Below are 20822 nucleotides of genomic sequence, written 5' to 3'. Positions count from 1 at the left end.
CCAGCGTTGTTGTTAATCAATGCTGTACCCCGTGCGCCAAAATTTCAATAGCCGATGCTGGTGATAATCTCGGTCGGATGCAGAACCGGTGGACAGCCGTGGCCGCGCTTGCCGATCCGTCCCGGCGGGCGCTGTACGACCACGTGCGCCACCAGGACCAGCCGGTCACCCGCGAGGAGGCCGCCGACGCCGCCGGGATCTCGCGCGGGCTGGCCGCGTTCCACCTCGACAAGCTCGTCGACGCCGGCCTGCTGCGCGCCCGCTACCAAGCCCCGCCCGACCAACCCAGAGGCCGGGGCCGCAGCCCGAAGGTGTACGAACCGGCTGGCGACGGTCTCGCCGTCACGATCCCGGAACGCCGCTACGAACTGATCGCCGAGATCCTCGCCGACGCGGTCGTCGACGACCCGGCCCACGCCGACGACGCCGCGCGGCGGCTCGCCGGGCAGCGCGGCCGCAGCGTCGGCGTTGGACTGGCCGAGGACGGGTGCGACGTCCTGTCGGCGCTGGACGGCCTCGGATTCGAGCCGCGGCCCGACGCGCAGCGGCAGCGGCGGGTGCTGTTGCACAACTGCCCGTTCCACGCCCTGGCCACCCGGCACACCGCACTGGTCTGCGGGCTGAACCACGCCTTTCTCGCCGGCCTGCTCGAAGGGCTCGGCGCCGCCGATGTCGAGGCCCGGCTGGCCCCCCGCCCCGGTGCCTGCTGCGTGGAGTTGGATCTGCCGTCCTGACCTGCGCCCTCCCGGGGTTTCCGGGAGGGTCGTCGTCACACCGTGTCGAGGTCGGCCGTCCGCCAGTTCCGCTGCGCGAGCATCCGGCGGTGCTCACCCGGCCGGGCCTGATCCTCGACGTCGCCTGCGCACCGGCATGCGTCCCTGGGCCAACCGGTGTGATCCGCCTGCTGACGGTAGTCGGGACCACCCGAACAAGGGGTGGTGTGAAAAGGGCGTTAAGAAATGCCGGATCGCCGTGATGGTCGCGTTATAGCCCCTGTCGGTGAGGGGCGGGCGGCGTTGTGATTGCTCGGCGCGGCCGGACGGCGGCCGTGACGAGCTGTTCCGGAATGAGGAGTCAGACGTGTCTGACGTGGTGTTCGTGGTGTTGACGATGGGGCTCTTCGCGGCTCTCGCCCTGGTGGTGAGGGGAGTGGAGAAGCTGTGAGCGCCGTCAACGTCATCGGTCTGGTGCTGGCGATCGGCCTGGCCGTGTTCCTGGTGGTCGCCCTGTTGTTCCCTGAGCGCTTCTGATGGCCGTGACGACAGCCGGAGTGCTGTTCATCCTCTCGCTCGTGGTGGCGCTGGTCGCCATCCACAAGCCGTTCGGCGACTACATCTTCCGCGTGGTGTCCGGCCAGCGGCACTTCCGCGTCGAGCGGGGCATCTACCGCCTGGTCGGGGTCGACGCGAGCGCCGAGCAGTCCTGGGGCGTGTACGCCCGCAGCGTGCTTGCCTTCTCCGCCGTCTCGATCCTGTTCCTCTACGCGTTCATGCGGCTGCAGAACCACCTGTGGCTCTCGCTCGGCTTCGACCCGGTGATGACCCACGGCGCGTGGAACACGGCCGTGTCGTTCGTGACCAACACCAACTGGCAGTGGTACTCGGGTGAGTCGGCCATGGGGCACCTGGTCCAGATGGCCGGACTGGCGGTGCAGAACTTCGTCTCCGCTGCCGTCGGTATCGCGGTCGCCGTCGCGCTGGTGCGCGGGTTCGCCCGCCGCCGCACGGGCGACCTGGGCAACTTCTGGGTCGACCTGACCCGGGTCACGCTGCGGATCCTGCTGCCGATCTCGGTGCTCGGCGCCCTCGCCCTGATGATCGGCGGGGCGGTGCAGAACCTCTCCGCCGGCACCGAGGTCACCACCCTGACCGGTGGCAGCCAGACCATCACCGGCGGGCCGGTGGCCAGCCAGGAGGTCATCAAGGAGCTGGGCACCAACGGTGGCGGCTTCTACAACGTCAACAGCGCCCATCCGTTCGAGAACCCGACCACCTGGACGAACTGGTTGGAGATCTTCCTGATCCTGGTGATTCCGTTCAGCCTGCCCCGGGTCTTCGGCCGGATGGTCGGGCAGAACCGGCAGGGGTACGCGATCGCCGCCGTGATGGCGGTCCTGGCGATCGCGAGCATCGCCTTGACCAACGTCTTCGAGTTGGCCGGCGACGGCACGGTGCCGCAGGCGGCCGGGGCGGCGCTGGAGGGCAAGGAGGTCCGGTTCGACGTGTCGAACTCGGCCACGTTTGCCGCCGCGACCACGCTCACCTCGACCGGCGCGGTCAACTCCTTCCACGACTCCCACACCGCGCTCGGCGGCATGATGCCGCTGATCAACATGATGCTCGGCGAGGTCGCCCCCGGCGGCGTCGGCGCCGGCCTCTACGGGATGCTGATCCTCGCCGTGATCACGGTGTTCGTCGCTGGCCTGATGGTCGGCCGGACACCGGAGTACGTCGGCAAGAAGATCGGCGCCCGCGAGATCAAGCTGGCGTCGCTGTACTTCCTGGTCACCCCGGCGCTGGTCCTGATCGGCACGGCGGCGGCGTTCGCCACCGGCAACAACTCCACCGCGCTCAACACCGGCCCGCATGCCCTCTCCGAGGTGCTCTACGCGTTCACCTCGGCGAGCAACAACAACGGCTCCGCGTTCGCCGGCCTGACCGTGAGCACTCCGTGGTGGAACACCGCACTGGGGCTGTGCATGCTGCTCGGCCGGTTCCTGCCGATCATCCTCGTGCTCGCCCTGGCCGGCTCGCTGGCCCGCCAGCAGCCGACGCCCGCCTCCGAGGGCACTCTGCCGACCCACCGGCCGCTGTTCGTCGGGATGGTCGTCGGCGTCACCGTGATCCTCGTGGCGTTGACCTTCCTGCCTGCGCTCGCGCTCGGCCCCCTCGCTGAGGGGCTGTGACACCCATGAGAGAGAAGGACATGACGACCTCCACGCCGGCACCGCACGGTACGGCGGACGCCCCCACCTCCGGCACACCCGCCACCCAGGGCAACCGGGGCGGTGGACTGCTCGACCCGAGGCAGCTCGTCCAATCACTGCCCGACGCGCTGCGTAAGCTCGACCCGCGCACCCTGTGGCGCAACCCCGTGATGCTGATCGTCGAGATCGGCGCGGCCTTCACCACCGTCCTCGCCGTCGCGGACCCGTCGGTGTTCGCCCTCGCGATCACCGGGTGGCTGTGGCTGACCGTGATCTTCGCCAACCTCGCCGAAGCGGTCGCCGAGGGGCGTGGCAAGGCGCAGGCCGCCGCCCTGCGCAAGGCGAAGACGGACGCCGTCGCCACCCGCGTCCTCGGCTGGACCCCGGGCGCCGCCCCCGGCACCTGTCGCACCGAGCGCGTCCCGGCACCCCGGCTGAAGCAGGGCGACGTTGTCGTGGTCGAGGCCGGGGAGATCATCCCCGGCGACGGTGACGTCGTCGAAGGGATCGCCAGTGTCGACGAGTCGGCCATCACCGGCGAGTCGGCCCCGGTGATCCGGGAGTCCGGGGGCGACCGCAGCGCGGTCACCGGCGGCACCAAGGTCCTCTCCGACCGGATCGTCGTGATGATCACGCAGAAGCCGGGGGAGAGCTTCATCGATCGAATGATCAACCTGGTCGAGGGGGCGAACCGGCAGAAGACGCCGAACGAGATCGCGCTGAACATCCTCCTCGCCGCGCTCACGGTCATCTTCCTGCTGGCCGTCGTCACCCTCCAGCCTCTCGCGATCTTCTCGATGGGCCACCAGGCCGCCGCACCGGACACGCGGGCGATCACCGACGCCGGCGTCAGCGGGATCGTGCTGGTGTCGCTGCTGGTCTGCCTGATCCCCACCACCATCGGGGCGCTGCTCTCGGCGATCGGCATCGCCGGCATGGACCGCCTCGTGCAGCGCAACGTCCTCGCGATGAGCGGTCGGGCCGTCGAGGCCGCTGGTGACGTCAACACCCTGCTGCTGGACAAGACCGGCACCATCACCCTCGGCAACCGGCAGGCGGACGAGTTCGTCCCCGTCGAAGGGGTGGACGTCGCCACGGTGGCCGACGCGGCGCAGCTGTCCAGCCTCGCCGACGAGACACCTGAGGGCCGATCGATCGTGGTGCTGGCCAAGAACGGGTTCGGCCTGCGGCAACGCGAACCCGGGCTCATTCCGCACGCCACCTTCGTGCCGTTCACCGCACAGACCCGGATGAGCGGCGTCGACCTGACTCCCGACGCGACCGTCGACGGCGGTGCCGCCGGCCCGGCGCGCCGGATCCGCAAGGGCGCCGCCGCCGCCGTCATGAAATGGGTCCGCGACAACGGCGGCCACCCCACCGAGCAGGTCGGCCAGATCGTCGACGAGATCAGCGGCATCGGCGGCACCCCGCTCGTGGTCGCCGAGCACCTCGACGGCCAGCCGGCCCGCGCCCTCGGCGTCATCCACCTCAAGGACGTGGTCAAGGCCGGGATGCGGGAGCGCTTCGACGAGATGCGTCGGATGGGCATCCGCACGGTGATGATCACCGGCGACAACCCGCGTACCGCGAAGGCCATCGCCGACGAGGCCGGGGTGGACGACTTCCTCGCCGAGGCGACGCCGGAGGACAAGCTCGCCTTGATCAAGAAGGAGCAGGAGGGTGGCCGGCTGGTCGCGATGACCGGTGACGGCACCAACGACGCACCCGCCCTCGCCCAGGCAGACGTCGGGGTGGCGATGAACACCGGCACGTCGGCCGCGAAGGAGGCCGGCAACATGGTCGATCTCGACTCCGACCCGACCAAGCTCATCGAGATCGTGGAGATCGGCAAGCAGTTGCTGATCACCCGCGGCGCGCTGACGACCTTCTCGATCGCCAACGACATCGCGAAGTACTTCGCGATCATCCCGGCCATGTTCGCCGGCATCTACCCGAGCCTGGACGCGCTGAACATCATGCGGCTGTCCAGCCCCGAATCGGCGATCCTGTCCGCGGTCATCTTCAACGCGGTCGTCATCATCGCGTTGATCCCGCTGGCGCTGCGCGGCGTCCGCTACCGGCCCGCCGCCGCGTCGCGGCTGCTCAGCCGCAACCTGCTGCTCTACGGCCTCGGCGGAATCGTGGTGCCGTTCGTCGGCATCAAGCTCATCGACCTGCTCGTCCACTTCATCCCGGGGATCTTGTGATGCGCCTGCCGTCTTGGCTCTCCCAGCATCTGGCCGCGCTGCGCGCGGTGCTCGTCTTCACCGTCCTGCTCGGCCTGGCCTATCCGCTGGCCCTGGTCGCGGTCGGCCGGATCCCGGTCCTCGCCCACAAGGCCGACGGATCGCTCGTCGAGGCGGACGGCCGGCCTGTCGGCAGCACGCTCATCGGGCAGTCGTTCACCGACGCCGACGGCAACCCCGTCCCGCGCTACTTCCAGTCCCGCCCCTCGGCAGCCGGCGACGGCTACGACCCCACCGCCACCTCGGCCAGCAACCTCGGCCCGGAGGACATCGTCGACACCATCGCCACCAACCCCGACGACAGCACGCGGAGCCTGCTCACCCAGGTCTGCGCACGCAGCAAGGCCGTCGGGGAGCTGAACGGCGTCGACGGGAGCCGCCCGTACTGCACCATCGACGGGGTTGGGGCCGTGCTGGCGGTGTTCCGCCGCGACGGGCTGACCGGCCCGGTCACCCGGGTGGTCAGCGTCAACCAGACCGCACCCGCCACCCCGTTCCTCGCCCGCTACGAAGGTGTGCCGGTCGAGCTGGCCACGCCGGGCGAGGACCACCGGGCCGCCGGGGCGACCATCGTCCCCGTCCGGGGGGACGCCCCCGCCGAGCCCGCGGTGCCCGCCGACGCGGTCACCGCCAGCGGCAGCGGCCTCGACCCGCACATCTCTCCGGCGTACGCGCAGCTCCAGGTGGCGCGCGTGGCGCGGGAACGCGGCGCGGACCCGGCGGCGGTCCGGCGTCTGGTCCAGGAGCACACCGCCGGCCGGTCGCTCGGCTTCATGGGGTCGCCCGGGGTGAACGTGCTGGAGCTGAACCTCGCGTTGGACGAACAATTCCCGGCACGCTGAACACGACGGCGCCGGGCTGGGACGCTGGCACCGTCCCGGCCCGGCACCACGTCACCCGACCCGCCGGTCACGCTGTGGAGAGGAATCCTGCTGTGCCACGAGGGGAACTGCGCATCTACCTCGGTGCCGCACCCGGCGTCGGCAAGACCTACGCCATGCTCGAGGAGGCGCAGCGCCGCGCCGAGCGCGGCACGGACGTGGTGATCGGGTTCGTCGAGACCCACGGCCGTAGGCACACCGCCGCGATGATCGGCGAACTGGAAATCGTCCCCCGCCGCACGATCACCTACCGCGGCGCCGAGTTCACCGAGATGGACCTCGACGCGGTTCTGGCCCGCCGTCCCGAGGTCGCCCTGGTCGACGAACTCGCTCACACCAACGTGCCCGGCTCCCGCAACTCCAAGCGCTGGCATGACATCCAGGAACTCCTCGACGCCGGGATCACCGTGCTCACCACGGTCAACATCCAGCACCTGGACTCGCTGAACGACGTCGTCGCCCAGATCACCGGGACCACCCAACGCGAAACCGTCCCCGACCAGATTGTGCGCGCCGCCGAACAGGTCGAACTGGTCGACATGACCCCCGAGGCGCTGCGCCGGCGGATGGCCCACGGCAACATCTACCGCCCGGACAAGATCGACGCCGCGCTCGGCAACTACTTCCGCGTCGGCAACCTCACCGCCCTACGCGAGCTGGCCCTGCTCTGGCTCGCCGACAAGGTCGACGAGCAACTCGACGCGTACCGGGCCCAGCAGGGCATCTCCGCCACCTGGGAAGCCCGCGAGCGGGTCGTCGTCGCGCTCACCGGCGGACCCGAGGGAGGGACCCTGATCCGGCGTGCGGCCCGGATCGCCGCCCGAAGCAAGGGCGCCGACCTCCTCGCGGTGCACGTCGCCCGCAGCGACGGGCTCGCCGGAGCCGACCCGGCGCAGCTCGCCCGGCAACGGGTGCTGGTGGAGAGCCTCGGCGGCACCTACCACCAGGTCCTCGGCACCGACATCCCCGCCGCGCTGCTCGACTTCGCCCGGGGCGTCAACGCCACCCAGCTCGTGCTCGGCGCCAGCCGCCGCGGCCGCTTCGCGCAACTGTTCTCCCGCGGCGTCGGCGTGACCACGACCGCACTGTCCGGGCCCATCGACGTACACCTGGTCACCCACGCCGAGGTCCGTCGCGGCCGGCCCGGCCCGGCGGTGCCGGCCGCGCTGTCCCGGCGACGCCGGCTGTACGGCTTCGCGCTCACCGTCGCGGGCATGCCCGCCCTGACCGCACTGCTCAGGGCTCTGCCCGACCTCACCCTCACCAACGACATCCTGATCTTCCTCGCCGCCGTCGTCGGCGTCGCGCTCGTCGGCGGGCTCTGGCCGGCGCTGCTCGCCGCGCTGGGTGGGTCCCTGCTGCTGAACTGGTTCTTCGCCCCGCCCTTCTACACGCTGACCATCGCCGAGGCGGACAACCTGCTCGCCCTCGGCGTCTTCGTCGGCGTCGCCGTAGCGGTCAGCTGGGTGGTCGACCTCGCCGCCCGGCGCACCCGCGAGGCAGCCCGCGCATCCGCCGACGCGCAGACCCTCGCCACCGTCGCCGGCAACGTCCTGCGCGGGCAACGCCCGCTGCCGGCGCTGCTGGAACGGCTCCGGGAAACCTTCGCGCTGCGCGCGGTCAGCGTCCTGGAACTGGCCGCCGAGGCCGCCGGGCGCCCCGGCCGGGACCGGGAGGAAGACGCCTGGCGAGTCGTGGCCAGTGTCGGCGAGGCACCGGCCGGCAGCCCGAGCGCAGGCGAAACGACGGTGCCCGTCGACGACCGGCTCACCGTCGTGCTCTCCGGCCGGCGGCTGGAGGCCGCCGACCGGCGCATCATCGAGGCGTTCGCCGCGCAGGCCGCCGTCGCGCTCCGGCAGGAACGCCTCGCCGAGGAGGCCGCCGCCGCCCGGCCCCTGGCCGAGGCCGACCGAATGCGCACCGCCCTGCTCGCCGCGGTCAGCCACGACCTACGCACCCCCCTCGCGTCGGCAAAGGCCGCCGTGTCCAGCCTGCGCAGCCGCGACGTCGACTTCGACGCCGAGGACCGGGACGAACTGCTCGCCACCGCCGACGAGTCACTCGACCGGCTCGGCCGGCTGGTGGCCAATCTGCTCGACATGAGCCGCCTGCAGGCCGGGGCACTCGGCATCACCGCCTCGGCGATCGGCCTGGAAGACGTCGTGCCCCGGGCCCTGGACGAACTCGGCCCGCAGGCGGCCGATGTCACCACCGACATCCCCGCCGACCTGCCGGCCGCCACCGCCGACCCGGGCCTGCTGGAGCGGGTCCTGGTCAATCTCGTCGCGAACGCCCTGCGCCACAGCCCGCCCGGGCGGCCGCCCACCATCACTGCCAGCGCCCACTCCGGCCAGGTCGAACTACGCGTCATCGACACCGGCCCCGGCATCGCCGAGGACCAGTGGGAACAGGTTTTCCTGCCGTTCCAGCGCCTCGGCGACCGCGACAACACCACCGGCGTCGGCCTCGGTCTCGCCCTGTCCCGAGGTCTCGCCGAGGCCATGGGTGGCAGCATCACCCCGGAGACCACACCCGGCGGAGGACTCACCATGGTGCTGCGGCTGCCTGCCGCCACACCGGCCGAACCCACGGAGGGCCCGCAGGAATGAACCGGATCCTTGTCGTCGACGACGAACCGCAGATCCTGCGCGCCCTGCGCATCAACCTGCGCGCCCGCGGCTACGACGTCGACGTCGCGGCCACCGGCGCCGCCGCGCTCAGGGCCGCCGCCAGCCACCCACCCGACCTCGTCGTACTCGACCTCGGTCTTCCCGACCTGGACGGCGTCGACGTCATCCGCGGGATCCGGGGCTGGACCACCGTCCCGATCATCGTGCTCTCCGGCCGCGCCGGCAGCGACGACAAGGTCACCGCCCTCGACGCCGGTGCCGACGACTACGTCACCAAACCCTTCGGCGTCGACGAACTCCTCGCCCGCATCCGTGCCGTCACCCGCCGGCACGGGACCGGCGCGGACGCGGCCAGTCCCACCGCGAAAGTCGGCCAGCACACCGTCGACCTCGGCGCCCACACCGTAACCCGCGACGACGGCACCGAGATCAGACTGACCCCCACCCAGTGGGGGGTGCTCGAAACGCTGCTCCGCAACCCCGGGAAGCTGATCAGTCAGCGCCAACTCCTCCACGACGTGTGGGGCCCGGGATACGAGACCGAGACCAGCTACCTGCGCCAGTACATGGCGCAGCTACGCCGCAAGCTCGAACCGGACCCCACCCGGCCCCGCCACCTCATCACCGAACCCGGCATGGGCTACCGCTACCAACCGTGAGACGGCAGGACGCGCCATGGCCCTTCTCAAGCACGTAGTCCTGATCATTTTCACCGTGGGGGCGATCTTCCTCGCCGTCGCAGCCGGTGCGGGTCTGCTGAACCGGACCCCACTGCGTCGCCCACCCGACTCCCCGCCGCTGCAAGAGGACGACCATCAGCGGGCCCATAGACTCAGCCTCGATCGGACGCCGCCCCCGCGACCGTCCCACGTCGCGGGCAATCGCGCCTACGGCGACCCATCCTCGTCGTCGGCACCGTCGGCAACGTTGAACGCTTCGCCACCAGCGATTAGCCGGGCAGGAATCGGCGTCGGCCCACTCGATTACGCCTCCCGTGGACGGTCGCCGTTCCTCGTCAGGTAGATGAACAGACAGTCGGTGCTGCGTCCGGCAACGTTCACCGGGTTCCGGTGGGTCGTGGATCCTCGCCGAATCGCCGTTCCCCTCCTGGTTGCCGAGTGTCGGCAATAGTCCTGCCCGATGTCGGCCGAATGCCACCCTGGATGCCGGAGGGGCGCGAGCGCCACGATGTGGAGCATGACCAACGACCTTGCCCTGCTCGCCGAGGACTTGACGAAGTTCTACGGCCAACGCCGCGGCATCGAAAGTCTCACCCTTGAGGTCCGCACCGGGGAGGTGATGGGCTTCCTCGGGCCCAACGGCGCCGGGAAGACCACCACCATCCGGCTGCTGCTGGACTTCCTGCGGCCGACCTCCGGCCGCGCGACCGTGCTCGGGCTCGACCCGCGCCGGGACAAGGCCGCCCTGCACCGGCAGATCGGCTACCTACCTGGCGAACTGGCGTTTCCCGGCAGGGAGAAGGCAAAAGACCTGCTGCGGTTCTTCGGTGACGCCCGGGGCGGTGTGGCCTGGTCGCGGGTGACCGATCTGGCCGAGCGGCTCGACCTGGACCTGTCCCGCCCGGTACGCACCATGAGCAAGGGCAACAAGCAGAAGGTCGGCCTGGTGCAGGCGTTCATGCACCAACCGGCCCTGCTGATCCTGGACGAGCCCACCAGCGGCCTGGACCCGCTCATGCAGCAGGAGTTCCTGGCCATGGTCCGCGACGCCCGCGACGCCGGGCAGACCGTCTTCATGTCCTCCCACGTCCTCGCCGAGGTGCAGCAGACCGCCGACCGGGTGGCCATCATCCGCGACGGCAGGCTGGCCGCGGTCGAACGCGTTGAGTCGCTCGGCAAGCGGGCCATCCGATCGGTGGAGATCCACTTCGACGATCCCGTGGATCCGGCGGAGTTCAGCGGCCTCCCCGGGGTCAGTGACGTGGTGGTGTCCGGGCCGGTGCTCCGGTGCACGGTGGATGGCCGCCTCGACCCCGTGATCAAGGCGGCGGCACGACACGAGGTCGTGGACATGCTGTCGGCCGAGCCCGACCTGGAGGAGACGTTCCTGTCGTTCTACTACCACTCGGAAGGAGCCGGCGATGCTTCCCGCGCTGGTGCGTAAGACCTGGCGCGACGACCGCCGGGCGCTGATCGGTTGGGCCACCGGCGTCGCCCTGCTCACCGTCATCTACACCTCCTTCTACAGCCAGTTCCAGGGAGCCGCGGTACTGAAGCAGGACGCCCTGCCCCAGGGAATGCTGGACTTCCTCGGCATCGCCGATATGCTCTCGCCGGCCGGCTACCTGCAGGCGACGATCTTCAGTCTGATCGGGCCGCTACTGGTCCTCATGTGCGCGATCACGTTGACCGCCCGCACGATCGCCCGGCCCGAGGAGGACGGGGGCATGGAACTGTTGCTGGCCAACCCGCTGTCCCGTGCCGCCTTCGCCGGACAGCGCCTCGCGGCCACGGGCAGCGCCATCACGCTGGTCGCGGCCATCCCGGTGATCCTCCTGATGATCATCGTTCCCCAGGCGGGCATGGACATTCCCCTGTCCAACGTCGCGGCTGCCGGCGTCGGCCTGATCGCCCTGGTGTGGTGCTTCACCGGTATCGCCTTCCTCGCTGGCGCGGCCACCGGGAAGCGCGGTACGGTTCTGGCGATCACCGGTGTGCTCGCCGTCACCACATACATGGCCAACGCCATCGGCGGCATGTCCGATGGCTGGCAATGGGTGCGCTGGCTATCTCCGTTTCACTACTTCATCGGCACCGATCCGCTGCACACCGGTTGGCACCCGGTGCAACTGCTCGCCCTCGTGGCTGTCGGCGCCGTGACCACGGTCGTCGGGGTGTTCATGTTCGATCGCCGCGACGTCGGTGTCTGAAGCGGACCGTGGTGGCCGCCGAACGCATGAGGGCGGCCACCACAACGCCCACAAGGAACAGCCCAGGGACGCTCACACCTGGCTGGCCCAAGGCTTCGAGGACCTCTTGCGCGCCCCGGCCGGCGACCAGCGAGGCGAGGCGGCCGCCCGGCTGGGCGCCCGTGCCGCAGACGAGGACCTGCAACCCCACGACCTCGTCGACCGCGTATTTGCTGCTGCCGGCGTCTGCTGGAACACCTCACCCCTCGAACCCGCCGACAGCCCGACCGCCGTGCACAGCCGCGTCGCGACGCTCTTGGACACCGCACGTTCGGTGCTGTTGGCCGCCCTCGACGGCTACCTCGACCAGGCCCGCGCTGAACTGGTTCGCCACGACACCGAACGTGCCGCGTTCGTCAACGACCTGCTCACCGGCCGAGCCGAACCCGGCAGCCTGGCCGAACGCGCTCACCGCTACGGCATCCGCCTGTCGGCCACCCACACCGTTCTGGTCGCCCGTACGCCCCGCCTCACCGCCGACCTCATCCACCGCGTCGACGCGGCGCTCGCCGCCCGGTTCGGCGAAGGTAACACCCTTTCCACCCTGCGCGAAGGCGACCTGGTGTGCATCAGCGCCGGGGGCCTACGGGGCATCGACGCTGAACTGGCACACCTGCTCCTCGCCGAACTAGGCGCCGAAGGCTGGCAGGTGGCCGTCGGTCGCCCCCACCCCGGCGTGCGCGGCCTGGCCGCCTCGCTGGACGAGGCCCGCAACGCCCTCGACCACGCCGCCAAACTCGGTTTCACCGCACCCGTCCTCAACGCCGCCGACCTGCTGGTCTTCCCCGTCCTGCTGCGCGACCGCGACGCGATCACCGACCTGGTCACCACCGTCCTCGGCCCCCTCACCACCGCCCGCGGCGGCGTGCAGCCCTACCTGGACACCCTGACCGTGCACTTCGACAACCAGGGCAACCACACCGCCACCGCCCGCCAGATGCATCTCTCCGTACGCGCGGTCACCTATCGCCTCGACCGCATCCACCACCTGACCGGCTACCACCCCAACGAACCCACCCAACGCTTCACACTCCACGCCGCCGTGCTCGGCGCCCGACTCCTCGGCTGGCCCGAGACAGTGTTTCAGCAGGGACTGTAAGACGAAGTGACCCCTGATCAGGGAGCAGCACCTGATGCTCGATGAATCGACGACGGTCGTGGATGCTGCCGCGGTGGCGTCGAGTACGGCAGGACACCCGGGCGTTTCCGTGGGCCATGAGACCTCCGGTCCGGTGGTGGGCGTCAGCACCCCACACCTCGCCGGAGGTCTCATCTCGTACCAAGCCGCCACGCCGCGAACAACGCTCATGGTCACTACAACCAGGAGGGCTGGGCGCCTAAGGAAAGCCAAAAGAGGACGTCGGGTCACCTATGCGGATGCCCGGGCGGGCGCTCGCTCTGCGTTGCTGGCGGGAGCGGACGTCTTGGGCAGCAGGAGCATGAGCCCAGCGGCGACCACGTAGAGCGCGACCTCGACCAGGAGGACCATCTCGAAGGCGCTGCTGAACGCGTGCAGCGGCGGCGAGTCGCCGAGGGACCTGTCCAGGGCGGCGAAGAAGACGGTCCCCAGGACGGCGATCCCAGCGGCACCACCGACCTGGTTGACCGTGGACAGCACACCCCCGGCCGCGCCGGCGTCCCTGCGGGGCACGCCGGCGAGGACGACGTTGACCAGGATGGGCGCGGCCAACCCCAGGCCGAGACCTCCGACGAACAGGGCGGCAGCAAGGCTCCAGTAACCGGGGTGCTGACCGTCGCGGACAACGAACCACAGCAGGGCCTGCGATGCGGCCAATGCCAGTGACCCGCTCACGAGGAGGACTCGACCGGCCTTCGCGGCGAGGGTGACACCGACACCGGAGGTGAGAATGGACCCGATGGCGTAGGGCAGAATAACCAGCCCGGTCGACCAGGCGCTTCGTCCGGTACCGGCTTGCAGGTAGATGGAGAACGTCAGGAAGAACGCCCCGATCGCGCCGAAGAAGAACACCGACGCCAACAGCCCGGCAGTGAACGTGCGGACACCGAGCAGCGCCGGGTCCAGCACGGGCTGATCACCGCGACGCGCGACCGTACGCTCGTAGAGACCGAAACCAGCAAGCGCCAGGAACCCCGCGCCCATCAGGACGAACCCCCACCAGGGCCAACCCCAGTCACGGCCCTGGACCAGCGGCAACAGGACCAGGAGCACCGCCAGTATCGACAGCACTACGCCGACGACGTCCAGCGAGGCCCGGTGCCGGCTCCGGGACTCCGGCAGCACCCGCCAACCCATGACGAGTGCGACGGCGGCGACGGGTACGTTGACCCAGAAGATGGCCCGCCAGCCCAGACCGAACAGGTCCGCGTCGACCAAGAACCCGCCCAGCAGTGGTCCGGCTACTGCGGCCAGGCCCTGGACGGCACCGTACGCGCCAAACGCCTTCGCCATCGCCGCCGGGTCGAACGAGGACCTGATGATCCCGAACACCTGAGGAACCATCAGGCCGCCGGCAAGACCCTGTATGACCCTGGTGGCGATCAGCACCTCCGGACTCGTCGCCGATGCGCAGAGTGCGGAGGCAACGGCGAAGACCGCGAGACTGGACAGGAACACCCGTCGGCGCCCGTAGTCATCACCGATTCGTCCTCCGGTGATGAGACCTGAACCGAGCGCGAGAACGTAACCAGCAAGCATCCATTGCAACTGGGCCGGGGTCGCGTTGAGTTCAGCCTCGATGGCTGGGGCCGCGACCGTAACGATCGTGGCGTCCAAGAGATCCATGAAGGAGGCGATCAACACGACGGAGAGGGCGGTGGCCGCGGATCGACCAGCCACGAGCATGGTCGCGGAACCTGTGGTGGAGTCGACGGCTGGTTCTCTCGCCGCCGCCGTCTGTGAGACGTGCCGTGAGGTCATGGCCAAACCCTGGCACCGGTGGCGGACACATGATGTCCGCTATCGAAGGCAAAATGGAGACATGGCTGCGACGTCCGCACGACTCCTCAAACTGCTGTCGCTGCTTGGCGCCCGTCGGTCCTGGTCAGGGCCTGACCTTGCCGACACGCTGCACATCAGCACCCGCACCCTGCGTCGAGACGTCGAGACCCTGCGTGAACTCGGCTACCCCGTACACGCCATGAAAGGTCCCGAGGGCGGATATGAACTCGGCTCCGGAAGCAGACTCCCTCCGATACTCCTCGATGACGAGCAGGCTGTCGCCGTAACCGTCGCTTTGCAAACCGCCCCGAGCACAGTCGCCGGAATCGATGATGCCCTTGCGCGTGCGCTCAACAGCATCAAGCAGGTGATGCCCGCGCACGTTCGCGCGAAAGCCGAGGCAATGCATCTGACGGCCATTCGGAACTCCTGGGAGTTCCCCGCACCGCCCATCGCATCGGACACCCTCAAAGCCATTGGCGCCGCCGTTCGCAAGAGCCACCTGCTGCGGTTCGAGTACCTCACCCCCGACCACCGGCGCCTCCACCCACACGACCCCGACTTCGTTCCTCCGCTCACAGTCGAGCCTCACCACCTCGTCGTGTGGGCAGGGCGCTGGTACCTCGTGGCTCACAACCCCACCGAGGTCACGTGGAGCATCTACCGCGCCGATCGAATTCACGTCCACTCACCAACCGGCATCCCCTTCGCCCGCCGTCAACCCCCCGAGCCTGATATAGCCCGGTACGTGATGACCAGCCACGACAGAGGCGACACCCCCGCCAAGTGGCAGTGCCTCGGCAGCGTGGTAATGGCCCTGCCCGCCGACGTCGTCGCTCGCTGGGCCCCGGGTGGCTCGGTCATCGAATACCTGACACACACCCACAGCCGGATAACACTCGGAGCCTGGTCGTGGGCCGGGATCGCTGGGCTGCTCGCCACCTTCGACGCCGATATCAGCGAGGTCGAACCCCCAGAGCTGCGGGCAGCCTGCCAGGCATTGGCGCAGCGGTACCACGCAATCACCACGTAGCCACGCCGATCAACGCACCACGGCCCGTGCTGTCTGGTCGCCGGATCGACCAGGGGCCACATCGCCCCGGCCGCGGGCACGCCGGACCGGCTGGCCTGGAAGTTGTCCGTACCGAGCGCCTACGGGCGGTTGCTGTACCTGCACGTCGAAGCGGATGCCGCCACCCGTCACGCCGGTCCCGGAGCCACCGGTGTGCTCAGTCGCCGCTGATCTGGCCCGCGCCGTTGAGGTAGGTGAGAACGGCGAGGACGCGGCGGTGGCCGCTGTCGGTGACGGCGAGGCCCAGCTTGTTGAAGATGTTGCCGATGTGCTTGTGTACGGCGTTGTCGGTGATGACAAGCCGGCCAGCGATGGTGTTGTTGTCGTGCCCCTGGGCCATCAGCGCGAGTACCTCGCGTTCGCGGGGGGTGAGGACGGCGATCGGGTCCCTGCGGTGGGCGAGGAGTTGGGTGATGACTTCGGTGTCCATGGCGGTGCCACCGGCGGCCACTCGGCGCAGCGCGTCGACGAACTCATCCACCCGGCTGACGCGATCCTTGAGGAGGTAGCCGACCCCGCCGCCGGTGGTGGCGAGTAGCTCGGCGGCGTACTGCTGCTCGACGTACTGCGACAGCACCAGGACCGGTAGGCCAGGGTGCTCTCGACGGGCCTGCAGGGCGGCTCGGATACCCTCGTCGCGAAATGACGGCGGCAGCCGGACATCGACGATGGTGACGTCGGGCCGATGGTCCCGCACGGCGGTGAGGAAGCCCGCCGCGTCGCCCACGATGGCGGCGATGTCAAACCCCACGCTGTTGAGTAGTAGTTCCAGTCCGGTGGCCAGCAGGACGTTGTCTTCGGCGATTACCACCCGCACGGCAGCTCCATGGTGATCCTCGTCGGCCCGCCGGCCGGGCTGTCGATGTCGATGGTGCCGTCGAGCGCGAGCACCCTGCGACGGATCCCGGCAAGGCCGGTGCCCAGCCGATCGTCGGCGCCGCCGGTGCCGTTATCGGTGATCACCACCGACAGCCGGTCTGCCGTTCGGCTCACCCGTACGCCGGCCGTGGTCGCCCGGCTGTGCTTGGCGACGTTGGTGAGTGCCTCGGCGACGGCGAAGTAGACGACGGCCTCCACGGCCGCCGGTACCTTCTCGAGGTTGCCGGTGTCCAGTTGGGTTGGCACGCCGCAGCGGGCTGTCACCGCGGTCAGTGCGCCGGTGAGGCCGCGGTCGGCGAGGATCGGCGGGTAGACGGTTCGGATCACCTCGCGGAGTTCGGTCATCGCCTCTTCGGTTCCTTCGTGTGCGTCCCGAAGAAGTTCTTCCAGGAACTGCTCGTTTCGCGGGTTGTCGGATAACGTCTGCCGGGCCACGGCCAGCCGCATCGCGATGGCCACCAGCCGGGCCTGGGTGCCGTCGTGCAGGTCGCGTTCGATCCGGCGCAGCTCTGCGCCGTGTGCGTCGAGCACGTCTGCCCGGGTGCGGGTCAACACGGCGACCCGCTCGGCGAGCTGTTCGGCCGTAGAGTGCGACAGTACTACCAGGCAGATCCGGGCGTGTGCGCGAGCGATCGGCGGGAAGGCCAGGTACGCCAGCGCGGTGAGCAGGATGATCTGTAGTGGACCGAGGGTGAGGGCTGTCGCCCAGCCGGTCACCGGAATATCGATGAACAGCCGGGGCCGATCCTCCGGCGCGAACGCCCACCACAGTGGTGTGGCGACCGCGGCGGGCAGGAGGTTGCCCACGCACAGCAGCGTGAGCAGGCCGAGTGCGACCCCGGTGACTGCGTTCACCGGCAGCCAGAGCAGGTCGCGGGGTGTGGCCGGGTCGGCCCATGCGCGGTGTCCCGTCGTGCGCAGCGCAGGACGCGGTGCCAACGGCGTCCCGAGCAGCCGGCCGGCGCGGTCACGGTGCCAGTTCGCCCAACGCCGCGCGAGCCTCGGATGGCACAGCAGCGGCAGTGCGAGCAGCGTGGCGATCCCGGTGGCCAGTGACCCCAGGAGGTAGGACCCGCCACGCCACGCCTGCACCCACCGTCGACCCGACGTCACAGGATGCCTCTTCTGCGTACCCTCCTCGGGGGCAGCGTCCCTTTGCGTTCCCGACACGGCGTCGAGTCTGCCCGGTGGCCGCCGCCTGCGGCACTACAGCCAGCTGTACCACATATCCGGTGGTACGAGGTATCGGTCCGCGTCGACGCGGCTCCTAACGTCGGCGGCATGAGATTGAACAGCAGCAAACTATCGCGGCGGCGGGTCGCGCTGGGTGCGGCGGCGGGACTTGTCGCCCTCACGTTCACGGTCACCGGGCTGCACTCGGCCGAAGGATCGGTGACCGGTTCCGGCCACGCCAGCGACCGGTTGCAACGGGACACCGACGCGATCCACGCCCTCGGGGTGACCGGCGTCCAAGCCCGGGTGACCACCTCCGACGGCCGGCACCTCGTCGCCACCAGCGGCGTCGCCGACCGTGCCACCGGGCGCCCGGTGCCAGCCAACGGACGCTTCCGGATCGCGAGTACCCGCAAGGCGTTCGAAGCCACCGTCGTCCTGCAACTGGTCGAGGAACACCGACTGTCTCTCGACGACACCGTCGAACGGTGGCTACCCGGCGTGGTCCGCGGCACCGCCAACGACGGCCGCCGGATCACCGTGCGTCACCTCCTGCAGAACACCAGCGGCATTCACGACGACCTGCCCGGCTACACAACGCCCGAGGAGTACCTCCAACAGCGATACGACGTGTACACCCGCGAGCAACTCGTGGCGCGGGCGATGAAGCACCGGCCGGACTTCGAACCCGGAGAGGGCTGGGCCTACTCCAACACCGGCTTCATCCTGGTCGGCATGATCATCGAGAGGGTCACCGGCCGCTCTCTGCAACAGGAGGTCACCGACCGGATCGTCGGTCCGCTCGGGCTGCACCACACCACCTGGCCCGGGACCTCGCCGTTCCTACCCCAGCCGCACGCTCAGGCATACCAACTGTTCGAGACCGGTGAGCTGGTGGACGTCACCGAGCAGGTTCTAGTGGACCCGGACTCGATGGTCTCCAGCACCCGCGACCTCGACCGGTTCTTCCGCGCGCTGCTGGGCGGCCGGCTGCTGCGCCCCGCACAACTGGCCGACATGAAGCGAACGGTCGAGGTCAGCGAGGACATCAACGCGATCTGGCCGGGCGGTCTCTACGGGCTCGGCCTGGTCAGCCGCCCGCTGCCCTGCGGCGGCGTCTACTGGGGCCACGACGGCGGCGACGGCGGTTACATCACGGTCACCGGCGTCACCGACGACGGCCGGCGCAGCGCCGTGGTGTCCATGTCCGCCTCGCTCGGCGATTCGCTGGACAGCCTCCTCAAGCAGCAGCGCGGTGCCGACACGCTGATCCAGAACGCTCTCTGCGGCCGGGTGTAACCGAACCGCACAGCGTGCCGTGAACGAAAGCCCTGACCGGCGACGGCCACGCCGGTCAGGGCCGGTTCAGAGGCGGAACCGACAGAACGCGAGTTGCCCAACGCGCCTGTGTCGGCGGCGGCAGCATGCCGTGTCCGACGGTCGCATGCCGAACTCCCTGCTGCCTGGTCGAACGGTGCCACGCCGCGCGTGGTGGTCGCCGGTTCAGAGAATCGAAGCGCACTGAAAGCCGATCATTACGAGTGTCCTTTGCGTCACCCGCGCGTAAGCTACCGCCGCGCTCGACGCGGCGGACTCGGACACCTCAGCCGCGGGCGCCGTGGAGGCCGAACGACTTGGCGTCCCCGAACTGCTCCACGCTGATGTTGTCCTGTTCCGGATGGAGGACCGATGCTGGCTCCGCTGCGGTATGGCGCCCTCCGATACCTCGCTGCTGGCCGGCTGGTCAACATGCTGGGCAACGGCGTCGCCCCCATCGCGCTGGCCTTCGCCGTACTCGATCTGACCGGCTCGGTGCGCGACCTGGGCCTGGTGGTCGGCGCGAGATCGCTGATGACCGTGCTGTTCGTGCTCTTCGGTGGGGTGGTGGCCGACCGGATTCCGCGCCGGCTGGTGCTGGTCGGATCCAATGTGCTCGGTGCACTGACCCAGGCGGCGGTGGCTGCCCTGGTGCTCACCGGCACGGCGACGATCCCGCTGTTGCTGGCGCTCGGTGCGGCGAACGGCATCGTCAGCGCGCTGTCCCAGCCGGCTTCGGCCGCCGCGACGCCGCAGACCGTGCCGCCGGAGCTGATTCGACCGGCCAACGCGCTCATCCGGCTCGGCATCAACGCGGGCATGATCGGCGGCGCTGCGCTCGGTGGCCTCCTGGTGGCCGCCGTCGGGCCGGGGTGGGGCCTCGCCATCGACGCGCTCACCTTCGCTATCGCGGCTCTCGCGTTTACCGGAGTCCGGGTCGCTGCCTCGCCGGCGAAGAGCACCCGTACGAGCATCGTCGCCGACCTCCGGGAGGGCTGGACGGCTTTCACCGCGCGGACCTGGGTCTGGGTGGTGGTGCTGGGCTTCATGATCCTCAACGCGGCCCTCGCCGGCGGCGTGAACGTGCTCGGCCCGGCCGTCGCGGACGAGACGATCGGCCGTAGCGCCTGGGGCGTGGTGCTGGCGGCGGAAACCGCCGGAATGGTCGTGGGCGGGTTGATCGCCCTGCGGATTCGGGTGCGTCGGCTATTGCTGCTCGGGGTGGCCTGCATGTTCGCCGAGTCGTTTCTGCTGTTGGGGCTGGCCCTGGCGCCCACCGTCGTCGTGCTGGTGTCGGCCGGAGTGGCGGTCGGGATCGCCGTCGAACAGTTCGCGGTGGCCTGGGACACGTCGTTGGCGCAGCACATCCCGGCCGACCGTCTGGCCCGCGTTTACTCCTATGACATGTTGGGGTCCTGGGTCGCCATCCCACTCGGCCAGATCGCGGTCGGACCGGTCGCAGCGGCGATCGGCACCCGAGACACGCTGCTGATCCTGGCGACATCGGTGGTGCTCTCGGTCCTCGGCATGCTGGCCAGCCGGGACGTTCGCCGACTGCAGGCGGTAGCCCCCGCCCGCGCCGCCGACGCAGTGCGGACCGAGCCAGCCGACGGTGGGCCGAGCGACAGCCCTACCACGAAGCCCGCCGAACCAGCCGCCCGCGCCTGATCCGGCGGTGAACCTCCTCGATGCCAGCCGCACCCTCAATTCGAAGAGCAGGATCAGCCGACGCCATGTAGTGCGACTCGCTCTTCTGCCGCCGTCCGGCCGTTCAGTGGGGGAACGCGCGGGGGATGCGTGCGTTGAGGAGTTCGTCGCGGAACGCTTGGATGCGTGTGATGACCTGTCG

At 69.8% G+C, this 20822-nt stretch carries 16 protein-coding genes; 13 read left to right on the top strand and 3 right to left on the bottom strand.

What is annotated here, in order from left to right; genetic code table 11:
• Nucleotides 1-77: 77 nt before the first annotated feature.
• The 10 genes from ABT006_RS08270 to ABT006_RS08225 all read left to right on the top strand — a co-directional run bounded on the left by ABT006_RS08270 (nucleotide 78) and on the right by ABT006_RS08225 (nucleotide 12711).
• Nucleotides 78-734: a helix-turn-helix transcriptional regulator gene (locus ABT006_RS08270; protein ID WP_350704206.1), complete on the top strand. Its 657-nt coding sequence runs from the start codon at nucleotides 78-80 to the stop codon at nucleotides 732-734.
• 426 nt (nucleotides 735-1160) lie between these two features.
• Entirely contained in the window at nucleotides 1161-1250 is a 90-nt protein-coding gene (gene kdpF / locus ABT006_RS08265; protein ID WP_350704204.1) for a K(+)-transporting ATPase subunit F, read from the top strand.
• On the top strand, nucleotides 1250-2905 hold the full coding sequence (kdpA, locus tag ABT006_RS08260; protein WP_350704202.1) for a potassium-transporting ATPase subunit KdpA: 1656 nt from the start codon (nucleotides 1250-1252) through the stop codon (nucleotides 2903-2905). Before kdpF ends, kdpA begins: the two co-directional genes overlap by 1 nt.
• A gap of 20 nt (nucleotides 2906-2925) precedes the next feature.
• Nucleotides 2926-5133 carry a potassium-transporting ATPase subunit KdpB gene (gene kdpB / locus ABT006_RS08255; RefSeq protein ID WP_350704200.1) on the top strand — a complete coding sequence of 736 codons (2208 nt, stop codon included), beginning with the start codon at nucleotides 2926-2928 and terminating at the stop codon, nucleotides 5131-5133.
• Nucleotides 5133-6014, top strand: coding sequence for a potassium-transporting ATPase subunit C (locus ABT006_RS08250; RefSeq protein ID WP_350704198.1), 882 nt, complete (start codon nucleotides 5133-5135; stop codon nucleotides 6012-6014). The genes kdpB and ABT006_RS08250 overlap by 1 nt, the downstream gene beginning before the upstream one ends.
• A gap of 92 nt (nucleotides 6015-6106) precedes the next feature.
• Nucleotides 6107-8662 carry a DUF4118 domain-containing protein gene (locus tag ABT006_RS08245; protein WP_350704196.1) on the top strand — a complete coding sequence of 852 codons (2556 nt, stop codon included), beginning with the start codon at nucleotides 6107-6109 and terminating at the stop codon, nucleotides 8660-8662.
• Nucleotides 8659-9342, top strand: coding sequence for a response regulator (locus tag ABT006_RS08240; RefSeq protein WP_350704194.1), 684 nt, complete (start codon nucleotides 8659-8661; stop codon nucleotides 9340-9342). Before ABT006_RS08245 ends, ABT006_RS08240 begins: the two co-directional genes overlap by 4 nt.
• A 538-nt stretch (nucleotides 9343-9880) precedes the next feature.
• Entirely contained in the window at nucleotides 9881-10807 is a 927-nt protein-coding gene (locus tag ABT006_RS08235) for an ABC transporter ATP-binding protein (RefSeq protein ID WP_350704192.1), read from the top strand.
• Nucleotides 10785-11573 carry an efflux permease Rv1217c-related protein gene (locus tag ABT006_RS08230; RefSeq protein WP_350704190.1) on the top strand — a complete coding sequence of 263 codons (789 nt, stop codon included), beginning with the start codon at nucleotides 10785-10787 and terminating at the stop codon, nucleotides 11571-11573. Before ABT006_RS08235 ends, ABT006_RS08230 begins: the two co-directional genes overlap by 23 nt.
• A 106-nt stretch (nucleotides 11574-11679) precedes the next feature.
• Nucleotides 11680-12711: a PucR family transcriptional regulator gene (locus ABT006_RS08225; RefSeq protein ID WP_350704188.1), complete on the top strand. Its 1032-nt coding sequence runs from the start codon at nucleotides 11680-11682 to the stop codon at nucleotides 12709-12711.
• Nucleotides 12712-12981: 270 nt separating this feature from the next.
• On the opposite strand, the gene ABT006_RS08220 is transcribed toward ABT006_RS08225, so the two are convergent.
• A complete protein-coding gene (locus tag ABT006_RS08220) occupies nucleotides 12982-14436 on the bottom strand; it encodes an MFS transporter (protein WP_350704186.1) in 1455 nt (484 codons plus the stop codon).
• A 136-nt stretch (nucleotides 14437-14572) separates the two neighbouring features.
• On the opposite strand from ABT006_RS08220, the gene ABT006_RS08215 reads away from it, so the two are divergent.
• Nucleotides 14573-15565 carry a helix-turn-helix transcriptional regulator gene (locus tag ABT006_RS08215; RefSeq protein WP_350704184.1) on the top strand — a complete coding sequence of 331 codons (993 nt, stop codon included), beginning with the start codon at nucleotides 14573-14575 and terminating at the stop codon, nucleotides 15563-15565.
• Nucleotides 15566-15761: 196 nt separating this feature from the next.
• Here ABT006_RS08215 and ABT006_RS08210 read toward each other — a convergent pair whose 3' ends face one another.
• Together ABT006_RS08210 and ABT006_RS08205 are read right to left on the bottom strand one after the other, a co-directional pair.
• The gene (locus ABT006_RS08210; RefSeq protein ID WP_350704182.1) at nucleotides 15762-16421 is read right to left on the bottom strand and encodes a LuxR C-terminal-related transcriptional regulator; all 660 of its coding nucleotides are present in this window, start codon (nucleotides 16419-16421) and stop codon (nucleotides 15762-15764) included.
• Nucleotides 16409-17596 (bottom strand): sensor histidine kinase, encoded by a 1188-nt coding sequence (locus ABT006_RS08205; RefSeq protein WP_350704180.1) that lies wholly within the window; start codon nucleotides 17594-17596, stop codon nucleotides 16409-16411. Before ABT006_RS08205 ends, ABT006_RS08210 begins: the two co-directional genes overlap by 13 nt.
• 168 nt (nucleotides 17597-17764) lie before the next feature.
• Between ABT006_RS08205 and ABT006_RS08200 the strand changes: the two genes are divergently transcribed.
• Nucleotides 17765-18955 carry a serine hydrolase domain-containing protein gene (locus ABT006_RS08200; protein ID WP_350704178.1) on the top strand — a complete coding sequence of 397 codons (1191 nt, stop codon included), beginning with the start codon at nucleotides 17765-17767 and terminating at the stop codon, nucleotides 18953-18955.
• A 390-nt stretch (nucleotides 18956-19345) separates the two neighbouring features.
• Entirely contained in the window at nucleotides 19346-20641 is a 1296-nt protein-coding gene (locus ABT006_RS08195; RefSeq protein WP_350704176.1) for an MFS transporter, read from the top strand.
• The last annotated feature ends 181 nt before the right edge of the window (nucleotides 20642-20822 follow it).

Origin of the sequence: Micromonospora sp. NPDC002717, assembly GCF_040295705.1 — a bacterium.
In the GTDB taxonomy this organism is placed as follows: domain Bacteria; phylum Actinomycetota; class Actinomycetes; order Mycobacteriales; family Micromonosporaceae; genus Micromonospora.
Note: the sequence above shows the minus strand (reverse complement) of the source record. Positions and strands in the feature narration are given on the sequence as shown.